The 17,292-nt window shown below is 38.1% G+C and carries 17 protein-coding genes; 9 read left to right on the forward strand and 8 right to left on the reverse strand.

Features of this window, described 5'->3' with window-relative positions; all coding sequences use genetic code 11:
• Window positions 1-543: 543 nt before the first annotated feature.
• Window positions 544-1,788 carry a type IX secretion system plug protein gene (locus Q360_RS0121615; RefSeq protein ID WP_036196449.1) on the reverse strand — a complete coding sequence of 415 codons (1,245 nt, stop codon included), beginning with the start codon at window positions 1,786-1,788 and terminating at the stop codon, window positions 544-546.
• A gap of 151 nt (window positions 1,789-1,939) precedes the next feature.
• Here Q360_RS0121615 and Q360_RS0121620 point away from each other — a divergent pair, with 151 nt between their 5' ends.
• From Q360_RS0121620 to Q360_RS0121655, 8 genes are all read left to right on the forward strand, one after another.
• Window positions 1,940-3,292, forward strand: coding sequence for a Na(+)-translocating NADH-quinone reductase subunit A (locus Q360_RS0121620; protein WP_027078940.1), 1,353 nt, complete (start codon window positions 1,940-1,942; stop codon window positions 3,290-3,292).
• A 3-nt stretch (window positions 3,293-3,295) separates the two neighbouring features.
• Window positions 3,296-4,582 (forward strand): NADH:ubiquinone reductase (Na(+)-transporting) subunit B, encoded by a 1,287-nt coding sequence (locus Q360_RS0121625; protein WP_027078941.1) that lies wholly within the window; start codon window positions 3,296-3,298, stop codon window positions 4,580-4,582.
• Between the two features lie 2 nt (window positions 4,583-4,584).
• A complete protein-coding gene (locus Q360_RS0121630) occupies window positions 4,585-5,337 on the forward strand; it encodes a Na(+)-translocating NADH-quinone reductase subunit C (protein ID WP_027078942.1) in 753 nt (250 codons plus the stop codon).
• A gap of 2 nt (window positions 5,338-5,339) precedes the next feature.
• Complete coding sequence (locus Q360_RS0121635; protein WP_027078943.1) at window positions 5,340-5,987, forward strand: NADH:ubiquinone reductase (Na(+)-transporting) subunit D; 648 nt, start codon at window positions 5,340-5,342, stop codon at window positions 5,985-5,987.
• A 21-nt stretch (window positions 5,988-6,008) separates the two neighbouring features.
• The gene (gene nqrE / locus Q360_RS0121640) at window positions 6,009-6,767 is read left to right on the forward strand and encodes an NADH:ubiquinone reductase (Na(+)-transporting) subunit E (RefSeq protein ID WP_027078944.1); all 759 of its coding nucleotides are present in this window, start codon (window positions 6,009-6,011) and stop codon (window positions 6,765-6,767) included.
• 3 nt (window positions 6,768-6,770) lie between these two features.
• A complete protein-coding gene (gene nqrF, locus Q360_RS0121645) occupies window positions 6,771-8,078 on the forward strand; it encodes an NADH:ubiquinone reductase (Na(+)-transporting) subunit F (RefSeq protein WP_027078945.1) in 1,308 nt (435 codons plus the stop codon).
• A gap of 124 nt (window positions 8,079-8,202) precedes the next feature.
• Entirely contained in the window at window positions 8,203-8,568 is a 366-nt protein-coding gene (locus tag Q360_RS0121650; protein ID WP_027078946.1) for a hypothetical protein, read from the forward strand.
• Window positions 8,568-9,575 carry an FAD:protein FMN transferase gene (locus Q360_RS0121655; RefSeq protein WP_036196450.1) on the forward strand — a complete coding sequence of 336 codons (1,008 nt, stop codon included), beginning with the start codon at window positions 8,568-8,570 and terminating at the stop codon, window positions 9,573-9,575. The genes Q360_RS0121650 and Q360_RS0121655 overlap by 1 nt, the downstream gene beginning before the upstream one ends.
• Here the strand turns inward: Q360_RS0121655 and Q360_RS0121660 are convergent, their stop codons facing one another.
• The 4 genes from Q360_RS0121660 to Q360_RS27305 form a co-directional block, all read right to left on the reverse strand.
• On the reverse strand, window positions 9,576-10,340 hold the full coding sequence (locus Q360_RS0121660; protein WP_027078948.1) for a class I SAM-dependent methyltransferase: 765 nt from the start codon (window positions 10,338-10,340) through the stop codon (window positions 9,576-9,578).
• A gap of 13 nt (window positions 10,341-10,353) precedes the next feature.
• Window positions 10,354-11,172, reverse strand: a complete 819-nt coding sequence (gene map / locus Q360_RS0121665; protein WP_027078949.1) for a type I methionyl aminopeptidase — start codon at window positions 11,170-11,172, stop codon at window positions 10,354-10,356.
• 56 nt (window positions 11,173-11,228) lie between these two features.
• A complete protein-coding gene (gene gpmI, locus Q360_RS0121670; protein ID WP_027078950.1) occupies window positions 11,229-12,731 on the reverse strand; it encodes a 2,3-bisphosphoglycerate-independent phosphoglycerate mutase in 1,503 nt (500 codons plus the stop codon).
• A gap of 357 nt (window positions 12,732-13,088) precedes the next feature.
• The gene (locus Q360_RS27305) at window positions 13,089-13,256 is read right to left on the reverse strand and encodes a DUF6747 family protein (RefSeq protein WP_316931552.1); all 168 of its coding nucleotides are present in this window, start codon (window positions 13,254-13,256) and stop codon (window positions 13,089-13,091) included.
• A 746-nt stretch (window positions 13,257-14,002) separates the two neighbouring features.
• Between Q360_RS27305 and Q360_RS26085 the strand changes: the two genes are divergently transcribed.
• Window positions 14,003-14,206, forward strand: a complete 204-nt coding sequence (locus tag Q360_RS26085) for a hypothetical protein (RefSeq protein ID WP_156950238.1) — start codon at window positions 14,003-14,005, stop codon at window positions 14,204-14,206.
• A gap of 22 nt (window positions 14,207-14,228) precedes the next feature.
• Here Q360_RS26085 and Q360_RS0121680 read toward each other — a convergent pair whose 3' ends face one another.
• The 3 genes from Q360_RS0121680 to Q360_RS25020 all read right to left on the reverse strand — a co-directional run.
• On the reverse strand, window positions 14,229-14,963 hold the full coding sequence (locus Q360_RS0121680) for a M15 family metallopeptidase (protein ID WP_027078951.1): 735 nt from the start codon (window positions 14,961-14,963) through the stop codon (window positions 14,229-14,231).
• 233 nt (window positions 14,964-15,196) lie between these two features.
• A complete protein-coding gene (locus Q360_RS0121685; protein ID WP_027078952.1) occupies window positions 15,197-16,363 on the reverse strand; it encodes a gliding motility-associated C-terminal domain-containing protein in 1,167 nt (388 codons plus the stop codon).
• On the reverse strand, window positions 16,363-17,292 hold a 930-nt coding region (locus tag Q360_RS25020; protein WP_027078953.1), incomplete at its 5' end, for a hypothetical protein. The genes Q360_RS25020 and Q360_RS0121685, both read right to left, overlap by 1 nt.

Here is a 17,292-nt window from a genome sequence, read left to right on the forward strand (position 1 = left end):
ACGGAGTTTATTATTCAAACTAGTTCGGTTATTACCCCAGCCATTTCTAAAGCATCGCATTCGAAGATTCATTGATTTTTATCAGCTTTGACCTCGTTAAGATCAATATTCTTAAGGTGCGGATGTGTTTGTATTTATCAATCCATTTTTTGTTTTTTTTTCAAGTAAATCCAACTTTTTTGAATTAGCAAGAAACACCATCAATAGAAAATATAAAGGCCAAGCTTACTAAAAATTAAAAGGAATCGGTTAGGATATACATATGCCCAAAATCTATGTATTTGCGATTTTTTCAGGTCTAGTCAGGTGGGCGTGTGTTTTTATAAGCGTAACGTCTTAGGATATTAGACTTCGAAGAACGCTTCAAAAAAAATCACTAAAGCTTTATTTTTTGGTGCTATTGGGTTGTGAGAAGGTAGGGTGCTACCTGTCGCCCTTATTAAGTGAATACTTGCAGTTTAGACAGGTAATGACGCGCTATTTTAGTTTACATCCGTTAGTCTGTTTGTATTTAGTTTTAAATTCAGGAACCTTTTGGGTAACCTAATTGGTTATGGTTCTTGAGTTAGCAGACCCTACACCTATAATGCTATCGTAGATATCACCGAAATCCCTATAGTACACCAAAATCAAATAGTTGTTTTCCGTAAAATGAAAATCCCCACCAACATCATTGAGTCTGATGTTGTTATTTTCCCCTTTTACGGCATACTTGTAGTTGTAGAACCCTTGCTTTAATTTTATGGTTGCCTCCATCATACCATTGTCCTCATTGTAGGTCATTTTATTTTCATCGGTGAGCGCATAGTTGTTATATTTTCCAAAAATATGAACATCGTCCAAAGCTAAAATATCAGTGTAGGGTAGGCTAAAATGTACTTTTGTGTATTCCGCTTCCCGAGAATCGTTGTCTCCTTGTAATGTGCGTACTACGAAATCCCCGTTCACGTCTGGGAAGTACGTGTAGGGTTCGTCGTTTCTGAAACCGTCTGAAAATAGATAGTGATTGTATATATCGATAAGGTCTATTCTTCCTATTTGAGAACTTGGTGCTCTAAGGTCGCTTGTGTCAAAAAGTAAATATTCGTTACCCCCAAAGAAGGAGGTTTCAAGGTCGTATTTATACACCAGTTCATTACCTAAAGTAAATTGGGGAGGGATATTGTACAGCGCTGTTGGCCAATAGTAATTTTGTAAAATTGCTATTTTGACTTCTTTTTTTGGGTTCACCAATCTAAAATTCCCTGAATTAATGGAGAGTTGAACCACTTGCTTCTCGTTTAAAAATTCAAAATCTCGGGGTCGTTTAACTGTACCTCCAACGGTTACTAAGTTTTTATAGACAATAAACCGTCTTGAAAATTGTAATTCGTAATTGTTGTTGTAGATTTCTAAAACGTAGTTTCCAGTAACCTTAAGGCGTACATTTTCGTTCGGAATTGTGAGTTGATAGTTGGAATACGTTTCCAGGGTGTTGTAGCTATTTGAATAATTTATAATTCGCTGGTTATCCACACCATTAAGAAATTGGGATTTGAGCAAATCGGAGGGTGTCCAATCATAATCGCAATGTAAAATTTTATAGTAATAATCCTGCTCGTTGGCCATTAAATCATCGAACTCTAAATATATAGGTTCACCAATCTTAATTATTGGAAATTGATCTTCGGTAGGTCCCTTAAAAGTAATTGATTTGATGTTTGATGGAGCATTCATCTCAACTTGCACTTGACAAAAAGCCGATTGGACAAAAAGTAAAAAAACAATATGTTTAAGCAATACGCACATTTATCAGCAAATTATATTTCAAAGGTAAACAAAAAGGATACCGAATAAATTAACATCGATATAAAGCCTAAATTATAGGTTAATAATTATGAAATTTTTTCATTTAGTGGTAAATTTGCTTCAAATTTTGTTAACCAAAGGTCCACAATATATGTCCAAAGACATTCAAATTAAAAAAGGGTTAAATATTAACCTAGTGGGTGCTGCTGAGCTGGAAACCGTCAAAGCGGTTTTAAGTAATGTGTACACTTTAAATCTAAACGATTTTCACGGAGTAACGCCAAAGATGTTTTTGAAGCAAGGGGCTGAGGTAAAAGCTGGCGAGCCTTTGTTTTATAACAAAAATATAGCGGATATGCTTTTTGTATCTCCAGTTAGTGGTGAGTTGGTTGAGATTGAGCGGGGTGCAAGAAGACGCATATTGTCGGTTAAAATCTTAGCTGATAAGGAACAGAGTTTTGACGTAAGCCCTACTATTGATATTGAGAGTGCTACAAAACAGGATGTTAAATCGGTTTGGTTAAAAGGTGGTTGTTGGCCATTTATAAAGCAACGTCCTTATGATATTATTGCCGATCCAGATACGACTCCAAAAGCCATTTTTATTTCAGCTTATATAACATCGCCATTGGCTGCGGACCTTAACTATGTTTTAAAAGGTAAGGAAGTGGAGTTGCAGGCAGCTGTTACCGCATTAACAAAGTTAACTCCTGGAAAAGTGCATGTATCCATAGGGAAGTCTGAGGATTCTCCTTTGGCTTCTTTAAAAGGAGTTGAGTTGCACAAGATTTCTGGACCACACCCTTCGGGTTTGGTAGGAACGCAAATTAATAAGTTAGATCCTATCAATAAGGGAGAGTTGGTTTGGACGGTGTCGCCTCAAGATTTAGTTATCATGGGTGAGTTTTTGCTGACAGGAAAATTTAATGCTGAAAGATTTATAGCTTTGGTAGGGTCATGTGTAAAGGCTCCTAAATATTACACCACAAAAATAGGTGCAGAAATTGCTACTTTTCTTTATGCGAGTGGCGTAACAGAAGAAAATATACGCGTTATTAATGGTGATGTCCTTACGGGTTCTAAAAGTAAACCGGAAGGCAGCCTTGGCTTTTATAACAACACAGTAAGCGTTATTCCAGAGGGAGATGATTACGAGTTTTTTGGTTGGAACAAGCCAATTTTTAATAAGATATCGAATACCAGAGCACTTACTTTTTCATGGATGCAACCAAAGAAAAAATATGAGCTTACTACGAATACGAATGGTGAACATAGGGCGTTTGTAGTGACAGGACATTATGAGGAGGTTTTTCCAATGGATATTTATCCAATGCAGTTGCTGAAAGCATGTATGGTCAAGGATTTAGATGAGATGGAACATTTGGGCTTGTATGAAGTTGCACCTGAAGATTTTTCATTGACGGAATTTATTTGCATTTCTAAACAGCCTCATCAACAGATTATAAGAGAAGGTTTAGATTATTTACAACAAGAAATAGGATAAGACATGAGCATAAAAAGCACATTGCACGAGTTAAAAATGAAGTATCAGGGGCAAAAGATGGCACCCGCCTTTAATGCCTTTCATACCTTTTTGTTTGCTCCGAACGAGACAACCCATTCCGGGTCTCATGTTCGAGGAGCAGATGATTTAAAAAGAACTATGAATACGGTAATCATGGCTTTGGTTCCAATTTTAGTTTTTTCTATGTTCAATGCGGGATATCAGTATTACTCGGCATTAAATGGCTTTCCAGAGAATTTTTCTGTTTTGGAGCACTTTATTACTTGGGATAATTTCTGGATTGGTATAATTAAGGTTTTACCACTTGTAGTCGTATCCTATGGTATTGGACTTCTTGTAGAATTTATTTTTGCGGTTATTAAAGGTCATGAAGTAGAGGAAGGGTATTTGGTTACTGGAATGTTGGTGCCATTAATTGTACCTGTAGATACGCCGTTATGGATGTTGGCCGTAGCAGTAGTTTTTGGTGTTGTTATCGGTAAGGAAGTATTTGGAGGTACGGGAATGAACATTCTTAACCCAGCGCTTACGATTAGGGCGTTTTTATTCTTTGCATATCCTACTTGGATGAGTGGTGATAAGGTTTGGGTATACGAAGCGCGTGAGCGTTCAGAACAGATTTTGGCAGGAGCGGATAATGTAGATGCTATTTCTGGGGAAACGATACTAGGGTATTTGGCTCAGAACAATGAAGCGGCCATGAGTGCAAAATACAGTATTTCAGATATGTTCTTCGGATTTGTTCCGGGGTCTGTTGGTGAGACGTCTGCCTTTTTATGTTTATTAGGTGGCTCATTCTTGATTTTTAGTAAAATAGCAAGTTGGAGAATTATGGTGAGTGCCGTAATTGGTGCCCTAGTTATGGGATTGATTTTCAACCAAGTCGTAGAATTGGGTTGGATTGGCGAAACGAATAAGTTTTACGGACTTATGAGTTTCGATTTCTGGAAACATCTTATTGTAGGTGGCCTAGCGTTTGGCATCGTTTATATGGCTACAGATCCGGTAACGGGTTCTCAGACCAACAAGGGGAAATGGATTTATGGATTTTTTATCGGATTTATAGCTATAATGATTCGTGTCTTTAATCCGGCCTATCCAGAAGGTGTTTTCCTAGCTATATTATTGATGAACGTATTTGCTCCAACCATTGACCACTATGTGATTCAAGGCAATGTGAAACAAAGAATGAAAAGACTTAAAAATGCCGTTGTACTTCCTAGGGATTCCGAAAGTGCGGCAAAAGAACTTAAAGCAGAAACCGTTTAGTTATGGCAGTAGATACAGATAAAAACAGTTATACCGTTATTTTTGCAGCTGTCATGGTTGTAGTAGTTGGTTCTATTTTAGCCTTTTTGGCTTCTGGACTCGGTCCTCAAATTAAAGAAAATGAACGTTTTGCAACGCAGCAGAATATCCTTTACGCTATGGGTGTAAACGAAAATGGAGATGACAAAGGCAATGTTAGTCAGATTCCAACGGATAAGGTAGAAGCAGAGTTCACTACCTATATTAAGGAGCAATTGGTGCTTGAAGATGGTAAAACTACACCGGATGAAGAGGCCTACCTAATCGACCTAAAAAAACAACTTGCTGCAAAGAAAAAGGGGGAATCCTATAAACTACCCCTGTTTATTGGGGAGAAAGACGGTAAGTCTTCTTATATCATACCCATGTATGGAAAAGGCTTGTGGGATGCTATTTGGGGGTATATTGCCTTAGATGAAACTATGACGGTTCAAGGGGTCTACTTTGATCATAAAGGGGAAACTGCCGGGTTGGGTGCTAATATTAAAATGCGCTACTTCATGGACGACTTTGAAGGGGAAAGTATTTTGGATGGTACCAGGTACGCAGGTATTGCTGTTGCCAAAGGGAATAATGACCCTTTAAATAACACCAAGGATGACAATGAGGTAGACGCCTTGGCAGGTGCCACGATTACTGGAAACGGTGTTGCGGTGATGATTAAAGAGAGCGTCAACCTATATAAAGACTATTTAGAAACTATTAGAGTTAAATAACTATGGCCTTACTTACTAAAAAAGATACTAGTTTAATCTTAGATCCGTTAGCAGATAACAATCCAATTACCATACAGGTATTAGGTATATGTTCTGCACTGGCGATTACCGCAGAATTAGAGGCATCCATTGTGATGGCTATTTCGGTAATTTTTGTAATGGGGCTTGGAAACGTGGTAATATCGCTAATGCGGGATATTATCCCTTCTAAAATTAGAATCATTGTGCAATTAATTGTTGTTGCGACCTTGGTGATTATCGTAGATCAAGTTTTAAAGGCCTATGCTTATGAGCTCAGTAAAACCTTGGGTGCCTTTATCGGTTTAATTATAACCAATTGTATCATCATGGGACGTTTCGAGGCTTTTGCATTGGCAAATGGTCCATGGAAGTCTTTTCTAGATGGTATTGGAAACGCTTTAGGTTATGGAGTGATTCTTATCATAGTTGGTTTTTTTAGGGAATTATTAGGTTCTGGCACACTTTTAGGATATCCTGTTTTAGGTGATCCTATTATGAAAACAGGTTTGTTTGCAACAGGATATGAGAATAATGGTTTTATGATTCTTCCACCGGCCGCTTTGATTGTTGTTGGTATCCTAATTTGGGTACAACGCTCTAAAAATCCAGCATTGATAGAAGATAACTAAACAAATAGATACAAAGAAATTATGTTAGAACATATAGAGTTATTTTTCAAATCGATTTTTATAGACAACATGGTATTTGCCGTGTTTCTAGGAATGTGTTCCTATTTAGCAGTATCCAAAAAAGTGGCCACAGCTGTAGGACTAGGGGCAGCAGTGATTTTCGTATTAGCTGTTACAGTGCCGTTAAACTGGTTATTAGATAAGTATTTGTTACAAGAAGGTGCCTTGGTATGGCTTGGAGAAGAATATGCAGATTATAATCTTGGCTTCTTGTCGTTTATATTGTTCATTGCCACCATTGCTACAATGGTACAACTAGTAGAAATTATCGTAGAGAAGTTTTCACCATCCTTGTACAATGCGCTAGGTATATTTTTACCCTTAATCGCTGTAAACTGCGCTATTTTGGGAGGTTCCTTATTTATGCAGGCAAGAGAAATAGCAACTTTTGGTTTGGCATTGAATTATGGTATTAGTTCTGGTATAGGTTGGTTTTTGGCTATCCTAGCGATAGCAGCGATTCGTGAAAAGATTAGATATTCGAATGTTCCTGCACCGCTAAGAGGTTTAGGTATCACTTTTATCATCACAGGTTTAATGGGTATAGGATTTCAAAGTTTTGGAGGTATGCTAACCGGGGGTGGAGAAGAGGCTCCTGAAGAAGTCGTTGGCGAAAGTGCACAACAAATGGAGGACTCGGGTGTACGTTCAGATGAGACAGAGAAGTTGAAAAAGGAAATAGATGAAAAGGAAATTTCGTATAACGATATAAATAAATAAAGGATGATTTTAGCTACTAGTACAGTTGGAACAATAATGATTACCGTTGTAGCCTTTTTAGTGCTATTGATGATTTTGGTTTCGATTTTGTTATTTACAAAACAGAAGTTATCACCTTCTGGTCCTGTGACCATTACCATAAACGGTGAAAAGAAGGTTGAAGTAGCTTCTGGAAGCACTTTGCTCACCACGCTTAGCGCTCAAAAAGTATTCTTACCATCCGCTTGCGGTGGTGGGGGAACATGTATACAATGTGAATGTAATGTGCTTTCTGGTGGCGGTGAAGCGTTGCCAACAGAAACACCTCATTTTTCTAAAAGGGAATTGGGTCATGGAGCACGTTTAGCATGTCAGGTAAAAGTAAAGCAGGACATGGAAATTACTATTCCTGAGGAAGTATTTGGGATTAAAAAATGGCCAGGTAAAGTAGTTCGTAACTATAATGTTGCTTCTTTTATTAAGGAATTCGTAGTTGAAATTCCGCAAGATATGGGTTACAAAGCTGGAGGGTATATTCAAATAGAGATTCCAGAATGCGAGGTTAATTTTGCCGATATGGATATTACCGCACACCCGGAAGAGCACGATACTCCGGATAAGTTTAAGGCAGAATGGGATAAGTTCAATTTATGGCCTTTAGTGATGAAAAATCCTGAAACTGTTGAACGCGCATATTCTATGGCTTCTTTTCCTGCTGAAGGAAGAGAAATCATGTTAAACGTACGTATTGCTACACCACCATGGGATCGTTCTAAAAATGGTTGGATGGATGTAAACCCTGGTGTTGCTTCGTCTTATATCTTTGGATTAAAAGAGGGTGACGATGTTACTATCTCTGGACCTTATGGTGAGTTCTTCATCAATGAGTCTGATTCAGAAATGTTGTATGTGGGAGGTGGTGCTGGTATGGCTCCAATGCGGTCTCATTTGTACCATTTATTCAAAACATTAAAAACAAATAGAAAAGTTAGCTATTGGTATGGTGGTCGTTCTAAAAGGGAATTGTTTTACTTGGATCATTTTTACAAGTTAGAGGAGGAGTTCCCAAACTTTAAATTTTATTTAGCACTTTCTGAACCAGCTGAAGAGGATAATTGGAAAATAAAAGAAAGTTTAGATGCGCCCGGTGATGGTTTTGTTGGGTTTATTCACAATTGTGTTATTGATAATTATTTGGACCTTCACGAGTCTCCAGAGGATATCGAGTTGTATTTCTGTGGGCCACCTTTAATGAACAAGGCGGTTCAAAAAATGGGAGAAGATTACGGTATTGCAGACGAACATATCCGTTTTGATGACTTTGGTGGTTAATACTATATCCTGTAATAAGTTTTAATACGAAGTAGATTTTAATATTAAAAAAAACCGATATAAATAATATCGGTTTTTTTATAGTTTGTTTTTGCGATAAGGCATAAAAATAGAAGACAATACAATGCATATACTTACAGAACAAGAGTTACATAATTTAGCAATGAATATTGTAGGCAAGCAGCTCGAGGAGGCTGGATTTGAATTTTTGTCAGTAAACAGCGAGTTAAAGAAGAATCCCCAGTTTGTTTGTACTATGGACAAGAAGTTACACTTTGTAGTGGTCAAGAGTATAGGATACCCCGGAGACCCCAAGGATATGGAATTTTTTAGGGCAGATCTTAATAAAATGAGAGATCATGCTATAAAGTTTGAAGCACGTACCTTTTATGCTGCCGTGGGACTGGTAAACTCAAAGGACTATAATTTACCGGTTTATCTTAATGAGGATTATATAGTTGATTACGATGGCTTAACAGAAATTGAATAATGAAAAGATATAGTTTAATTGTTCTTTGTAGTATCCTGTTTTCTTGTAATTCTGAAAAAAAGGAGATAATTAAGAATGGGGCTACAGGAGGCGTGTTTGGAACCTCTTACAGTATTATCTATTTAGCAGATAAAACCTTAGATTATCAACAAGAAATCGATTCTGTATTCCAGGTGGTTAATACGTCCTTATCAACTTATATTCCTGACTCGGACATATCTAAAATTAATAGGGGAGATTCTACCTTGCAGGTAGACCATATGTTTCAGGATGTCTTTGACTTATCCAAAGAAATACATAGGGTAACTAAGGGTTATTTTGACCCTACGGTAGGCGTCTTGGTAAATGCTTGGGGTTTTGGTCCAGAGCAGCAGATGCTCCTAGACAGTATTAGCGTAGACAGTTTGTTACAATTCGTAGGTTTCGATAAGGTCCAAATTTCTCAGGAGCATAAAGTGCTAAAGGAAAATTCAAACATCTATTTTGATTTTAATGCAATCGCAAAGGGTTATGCCATTGATCGGGTAGCCGTGTTGTTAGATGAAAAGGGTATCCAGAATTATTTGATAGAAATTGGCGGAGAGGTTGTTGGAAAAGGAATAAATACGATAAAAAGTAGGCCTTGGGGCGTAGGTATCGATAATCCTGAGAATGAATACAACAGGCAATCTAAAATTGCGATACGGTTAAATAACAGAGCGTTAGCGTCTTCCGGTAATTATAGGAAATTTAGGATAGACGAGGTTACAGGACAAAAGTATGTACATACGATAGACCCGATAACCGGTTTCACAAAAAATTCGAACACTTTGGGTGTCACTATTTTGGCAGATGATTGTGCTACCGCTGATGGTTATGCTACGGCATGTATGGTCATGGATTTAGAGCAGGCAAAACAACTCGTGTTATCGGACGATAGTTTAGATGCCTATATCATCTACGCAGATGACAAAGGCAGCATACAAGAATTTTTGACCGAGGGCTTTAAGAACCTAATCTTGGAATAGTTACTTTTTTACAAGGGGTATAATTTCTCCCTTTGCAAGTCTATACCTATTAATTTCTTCTGGCGTAAGTGTACTAGTGTAGTCCACCTCTAATACATGAAAACCAATACTTCTTAGTTTTTTAAAATAATCCCTACCATAAATTCGCACATGGTCGTATTGTCCAAAAATCTTAGCGCGTGCTTTTTTATCTGTAATACGGTCATCTGTGAAGGTAGTTTCTCGATTCATATCTTGCGGAATCTGAAAGATACCCCAACCACCTGGTTTTAGGATACGGTACAGCTCCCCCATGGCTTTGGTATCGTTAGGAATATGTTCGAGTACATGATTACATAGAATAACATCAAAAGAATTAGCTTTAAAAGGAAGGTTACAGATATCGGCCTTTATATCCGCTAAAGGGGAGTTAAGGTCTGTTGTGGTGTAGTTGATATTTGTCAATGCTCTAAAGCGCTTATAAAAAGCTTGTTCAGGAGCAAAGTGTAGTACTTTAAGCTGCTTTTGGAAGAAATTAGTTTCTTGTTTTAAATAAAGCCAAAGTAATCTATGTCGCTCTAACGAGAGGGTAGAGGGAGATAATACATTCTCTCTTGGACTTTCGTAGCCGTATGGCAAAAAGCTCTTGAATCTTTTGCCATCAATGGGGTCGGTATACTGAGTGCCTCTGTAGTATAATGCAAACAAAGGCCTTACGAAATAGCTAACTTTTATGAGAACTGGTCTTGGTATGAAATTGAGGAAGAATTTAAAGATTTTCTTCATTTATACGAGGTTCTTAAGACTGGAGTTTGGTTTGCCTGAATTCATCTTCCTCATTACTTTTTATTCCCAAAACATCATAAATATATTGAAAGGTGGAAAGTAATTCCGGTTTTCCGTTTATAATGGCTATGTTGTGCTCAAAGTGTGCACTTGGTTTGCCGTCAGCGGTCAGAATAGTCCAGCCATCTTTCAATTGCTTAATGCTTTTTGTACCTAAATTGGTCATGGGCTCTATGGCAACCGTCATGCCTTCAACAAACTTTTTGCCTCTTCCTCGTTTTCCGTAGTTGGGCATTTCGGGATCCTCATGCATTTCTTTACCCAATCCATGGCCTACTAATTCCCGCACAACACCATATCCATGGTCTTCGGTAAATTTTTGTATCGCGTAGCCAACATCTCCGACTCTATTGCCAGTTTTAAATTCTCGGATTCCAATATAAAGCGATTCTTTGGTAATCTGTAGTAACTTTTTGGTTTCCGGGGATACCTCTCCAACTTCAAATGTATAGGCATGGTCACCATAAAATTCGTTTTTTAAAACACCGCAATCTATGGAGATAATATCGCCTTCTTGCAATGGTTGTTTATTTGGAATTCCATGTACGACCTGTGCATTGGGGCTCATGCATAGTGAATTGGGAAAGTCATACAAGCCAAGAAAACCAGGGACACCACCATGATCTCTAATGAAGGTTTCTGCTAAAGTATCTAAAGCGAGTGTGGTTACACCAGGTTTTACTTCCGCTGCCAGCATTCCTAGGGTTTTTGATACAATTAATGCACTTTCCCGCATTAATTCAATTTCTTGGGCCGATTTTATCTTTATCATAGGGTACAAAGGTAAAACAATCCTTTTTTATACTCCAATTATGGAGAATTCTGTTTTTAAATCAAGGAGGTACAGGTCATGCTCGCCGGTTGTTCCACACCTATCATTTTTAAAATAGTAGGGGCTAAATCGCCAAGAACACCATCATGAATTTGTTTTAATTCTGGATCTATCAAAATAATGGGAACAGGATTCGTGGTATGTGCCGTATTGGGTGAACCATCTGGATTGATCATCGTCTCACAGTTGCCATGATCTGCAATGAGTATGGTTGAGTACCCGTTGTCTAATCCAGTTTCTATTACGTTTTTCACACATATATCAACGGCTTCACATGCTTTTATGGCGGCTTCCATAATACCGGTATGTCCTACCATATCTCCGTTAGCAAAGTTGAGGCATACAAAGTCAGCCTCTTGTTTCTTTAAATCTTCTACCAAGGCACCGGTAAGTTCGTAGGCACTCATTTCGGGTTTTAAATCGTAGGTAGCCACTTTAGGGGAATTTCTTAAAATTCTACTTTCCCCATCAAAAGGGGCTTCTTGTCCACCAGAGAAAAAGAAGGTGACGTGGGGGTATTTTTCGGTTTCTGCTATTCTGATCTGTTTTTTGCCGGCCTTGGAAAGAATTTCACCTAAGGTGTCGGTGATATTGTCCTTGTTAAAAACGATGTGCATTCCTTTAAAACTATCATCGTAATTGGTCATGGTAACGTAATATAGTGGCAATTTTTTAGTATGATATTCCGGAAAATCATTTTGGGAGAGCATATTTGTTAACTCTCTTCCACGATCTGTTCTAAAGTTGAAAAAGATAATTACATCATCGGCATCTACCGTTCCATTTTTAGCAGCTACCATCGGTTTTATAAACTCATCGGTAACATCGTTGTCATAATTTATTTGTAAATCTTTAGTAATATGCTCTGTTGGTTCACCCACTCCGTTTACGATAACATCGTAGGCCAATTTTACGCGCTCCCAACGGTTATCGCGGTCCATCGCGTAGTACCGACCCGTAACAGTTGCAATCTTGCCTACGGTTTTAGACATGTGTTCTTGTAAATCCTGCACATAACCAATGCCTGATTTTGGGTCCACATCTCTACCATCTGTAAACGCATGCACGTATACATCTTCTAAACCGTTGTCGTTAGCAGCAGTAAGCAAACCCTTTAAATGTGTAATATGGGAATGCACGCCTCCATCACTTAAAAGTCCTAAAAAATGTACTTTCTTTTTATTTTTTTTAGCGTAATCAAATGCATCTACTAAGACTTTTTCGTCTTTCAGGGTATTGTTTTTAACCGCTAAATTAATGCGTGTTAATTCTTGGTAGACGACTCTCCCGGCTCCCAGATTCATATGTCCTACCTCGCTATTTCCCATTTGCCCTTCTGGAAGGCCAACATTAAGTCCATCCGTACGTAAAGCAGCATTAGGGTAGTCCGTGTATAGCGAATCGATATAAGGTGTATGTGCATTATCTATTGCGGAGACTTTAGGGTCGGGAGATGTTCCCCAGCCATCTAAAATCATTAAGATTACTTTTTTGTTCATGGTCATTGTCAAAATTGTTCCTTCAAAAGTAGCATGATTTCCCTAGTTTAACTAGTATTTTTCCAAGCTTTTTGGTTGAATTTAGTGTTTAGGACACTAGCTTTTATGATAGGATTGCTATCGACTTTCTTTAATTTCCAACTAGGTGATTTTTACTTTTTTAAAGATTTATTAGGCTTGGTTATACGGTTCTGATGTGTACATCAAGGTCGCCAGTCCTTGATTTTCTCCCAAGAGGGGCTAAGGTGGATGCTCCTACATTTGAATGCAGCACATAAAAAAACCTCTTACGCATACGTAACAGGTTTTTATTTTCAATAAAATCTCTTATAGTGTTCAGGTAAAAGAGTACAAACGTTAAAATTCAAATCCATGAAAGACCCTATATGCGAAGGCATAAAAAGCCATTAGTAACATTAATCCACAAAATACGGAGTATACTTTTAATAGTACTACCAAAATTTCTGGTTTGCAATTTTCAAATGCAGATATATAAAGATCTTTAAAGTGTAATAGTGTTCCCATATAGTATTTTTTATGTGACGTGTTCTACTGCATCACAACTGATTTAACCAATAGCTATAAAGGTAAAGGGTAAATGGTGTCACTAATTTGGGAATTTTAAATATAGTGAAAATGAAGTCAATTTTAGGTGTAGGTCTCGTTTAAGCGCTTAAAAGATCGATAAGCGTTTAGCTCTTATTACTACAGTGCTCCATAGCTTCCTAAATTTTTTATATGCTGTTTTTTGGATTTGGATGTATGCTTTGGATTTCTGGAGTACGATTGAGATCGCTTGCCGCTTTTAGTATGTCTATCACTTTTACCATCTCATAAGCACAACCAGACTGTATCATAAAGAGCACGCCTAGCTCGTCCCTTTCCAGTTCGTCTCCACGCCCATCCTATAATAAGGTATTCTCACCTATTCTGTATACTAAACCACCCATATCGCCAGCTACAGAGATATCCATGGTCAATGTTTGCCAGCAATCACCTTTAGCGATTTATTTTGCGGAATGTCTTCTGATTACCTGCGTTATTTCATGGCCCAATACGCCAGCCAATTATGCTTCGTTCCAATGCGAAAAGAGTGCATAGGTACTAACACACTGGCCGCCTGGTGCTGCGAATGTGTTCATGGTTTGAACATCTGCTAGTAAAGGAAAATCGTATTTATAGGGCGTATCTGTTTCAATACTGCTGTGTGACAGTTTGTTTCCTGCGGCAACTACAAAAGCTTGTAAGCGCTCGTCAGCGTAAAGTTCGCCATGCTGCTGGGCTATTTTTTTGGTGCGCTTTGCAGTCTTATGGCGATGTCTTCATTAGGTCATGCTAATATGTTGGGAACGTCTGGAATAGGGGTTCGTTTCCGTATTGCTGCATTTTTGAATACATGCGAATATTTCAGGGGCACGGCCAATGAATATATCGATTTTTCAACTACCTCTTCTCACGATTACGGTGTTTTATAAGGCGCCGAAACATACAAAAGAGTTAAAGAAGGTTTCTATTGATGTCTAAAATATTATTCTGGATATAGTTTTTTAGAAAGCCGATGGTAAAATGCTCCGCTCCATAAAATTCTTCTAGTTGTAATAATTGAGCAATGTTCTTGCTTCTAAAGGCTTCTAGCATTGGTTTCGAGATTGGCGCATAGCTGTAATGCCAAGGCTCATATTTAAAACCTCTCCTTTTTGGGTTATCGGTATAAACAAGATGAAAATCATAGATTACTGAATTTTCGTCCATCCATTTTTTGAAATTTTCAAACGGGCCACCAGATTCGAATTTTTCCGGCACCAAGACATCGCCATTTGTTTTTGGGTAGCCGTCTATAACATCAATATCAGTGCCCCAGTGATGCCTGCTAGTACCGGGTATCGTAGAATATTCGATGATTTTATCGATAGCTGCTAAAGGCTCCATTTCATCATCTTCTGTATAGGTGATGAACTTTCGTTCAAAAATAATCTCCTGACGCTGGAAACTCCTAAAACTTGAAACAATTTTAAGGTCGATGCCATCAGAATAAGCGGCTCTTTTCATGGATAGAAAAGCGTCATGTGCTTTCTTTCGCAGGTTGATTCCTTCGCCATACAGTTCTATATTGGTTTTGCCCATAAGCTCAACGATGGAATACTCCATTTCTTGGTTTAGGGTAATACCGGGTACAAGGGCCATCGCGATTCCTGCGGCACTCGTTTTCTTAATAAATGATCTTCTTTGCATCATGATTAGGCTGCTTTTTGATAACTACACGTGCATTCAAAAAAACGAACGTGCCATATTTAAAATTAAGTAAAAAATTCTTCTTTGAAATTTTGAATATATTTTAAAAATAGTACATACGTATAGCCCTCACATATTATTGTTGTCTAGTTGGGGAAAACTGTGGTAAAGGGTCCATTTAAAGACATTTAAGTAATCGCCAACCCTTAAAAGGTGTTGGTAAAGCTATAATTTTATTTGTTGGTAAGGTAGAGAAAACCTTGGTAATCAAGATTTAAATCTATCATGAATATGGTATAAAAATAAATTCCGGAAGGTAGCCCTTGATTCCTATTAAAGATAAAATTACCCACATTAGCGGTTCCTGAAAAGTCATTGGTATAGTTGCTTTTTTTGAATACTTTTATGCCGTACCGGTCATAAATGGTAACTATATTATTTTCAGAGTTTTCTAGTTCGGGAACAAAAAAGGTATCGTTAATATTATCTCCGTTAGGGGACACAAAATAGTTTTCTAACCTAACGACTGCTCTTGCCAAAGGCTCAAAAGGAATTTTTGAAGACCCCAAGGTTAGAATCTCATAATCGGAAGGTAGAAAGGGTTCCGAGGTTATAAAACCTTGCTCCAAGTTGCCAAGTACGGATGTTGCCCCAAGATTCTCCCACCGATTGCCTAATTTGCTCCAGCCTACTAAAACAAGAGTAGTGCTGTCATCTGTAAGGCTTTCCATGCTACTTCTGGCATTCCAGCTTACATTAACAGTAGACACCACCGTGCTTTCTAAACGCCAAAATTCTGAGGTACTAACTAATTCTATATTCCTGGCTGTGTTATCAGTATCAAAGTTTCCACTGCGGGAAACAGGCGCATTTGGATTTTCAAAAAAATAGGCGCATTTGGCAAAGAGGTTGGTACTTTCCGAGTCAAGTATTAAAGGCCTTAGCAATTCTGAATCCCCAACGGGGAAAATAAAGTTCTGCTTATTGGTTATGGCTGCATACCCATCTATTTTATTTAGATTTCCTTCACCAAGGTAAAAACTATTTTTAAGGAAATTATAGTAGGTGTTGTCTTGAGTTCTTGGGCTTAGGATATCGCCAACGATAAAACTGGTGTTGTTGGTGTTATCTATGCCCAGCTCTAAATGCAATCCGTTTTCCGTGGCAATTTCAGTATCAAAAAATAAAGGAACTATGGTGCCTGAGACAGTTAGTTCTGTAGGGCTATAGAAGCCTACCAATCCTAAATTGGTATCAAACGGAGCCTCGTTGATTAGATTGGTGTGAAAGCCAAGATTCCCATTCTCGTGAATGCGCAAGTTGCCACTGTTGTATAGGGCAGTTTGGGCGGTAAGGGTTACTGCCAAAAGCATAAAAAGGATGTAGCAGGTTTTTTGCATTAGTGGTTGTTCTTCGCTGTCAACATTTTTTTAATTGCTTCCATTTGGGCTATAAGCAGCGCCACTTCGTTAGTCAGTGAACTGTTTGTGTCTTCTAAGGATTTAATTTTCTTTTCTTGTTCTATGGTGTGCAAGAAGAGTTCTTCTATTTTTTCGAGGTTTTTTATATTGGATTTGCTAAGGTTCCAAAACCCGTCTTGTTTTACTTGGGCTGCGGATTTTATACCGGGTAAGTGTTTATTTTCTTTAATAAAATTTTCAATTTCTTCTAAAGTTTGAAATTTGTAAATACTGTTTAAAAATGATTTCCCTGTATAATATTTTTGGAAGACGTAGTCAGGTACTAAATCAGTAGAGTTACCATCGTATAATATATCACCATTTGCTCGAATGTCACCATCAACATGAAGATTCGAAAGTGGTATTGCAACACCAATTCCTACGTCACCATTTGCAATAATTCTCATTGCTTCTGTACTATTTGTGGAAAAACCCAGTTGATTATTCCCTGCTCTATACATCCCCATAGTAGTTTCTGTGTAAAAACCAAAACTTGGATTTCCAGCAGAGCCAGGGTTGCCGGCAAACCCCAATCTAGCTTGAATTTGTCCGTCAACATCTAATTTGCTTTGTGGAGCACCTGGAAGTGTACCAACTGCTATATTACCTGGGCCACCAAAAACAAAGTTAAAGCCGGCTAGATTGTGAGTTCTGTTGGCGTCTAAAATTAAATCTGTATTCGAAAAGTTGTCTCCTGCTGTTGTAGTAAGCACGTATGGGTCAGGTGTTGTTCCGGTTCCAGTTACGGCCACCGTTCCGCTGCCGTTTACAACTGTCTCCGAACCATCGGATGTATCGGCACTTGTTAGTACATATGGGTCTCCAGTCGTTCCTGTTCCAGTTACTGCCACTGTTCCGCTACCGTTTAC

Origin of the sequence: Maribacter antarcticus DSM 21422, from assembly GCF_000621125.1 — a bacterium.
GTDB lineage: Bacteria > Bacteroidota > Bacteroidia > Flavobacteriales > Flavobacteriaceae > Maribacter > Maribacter antarcticus.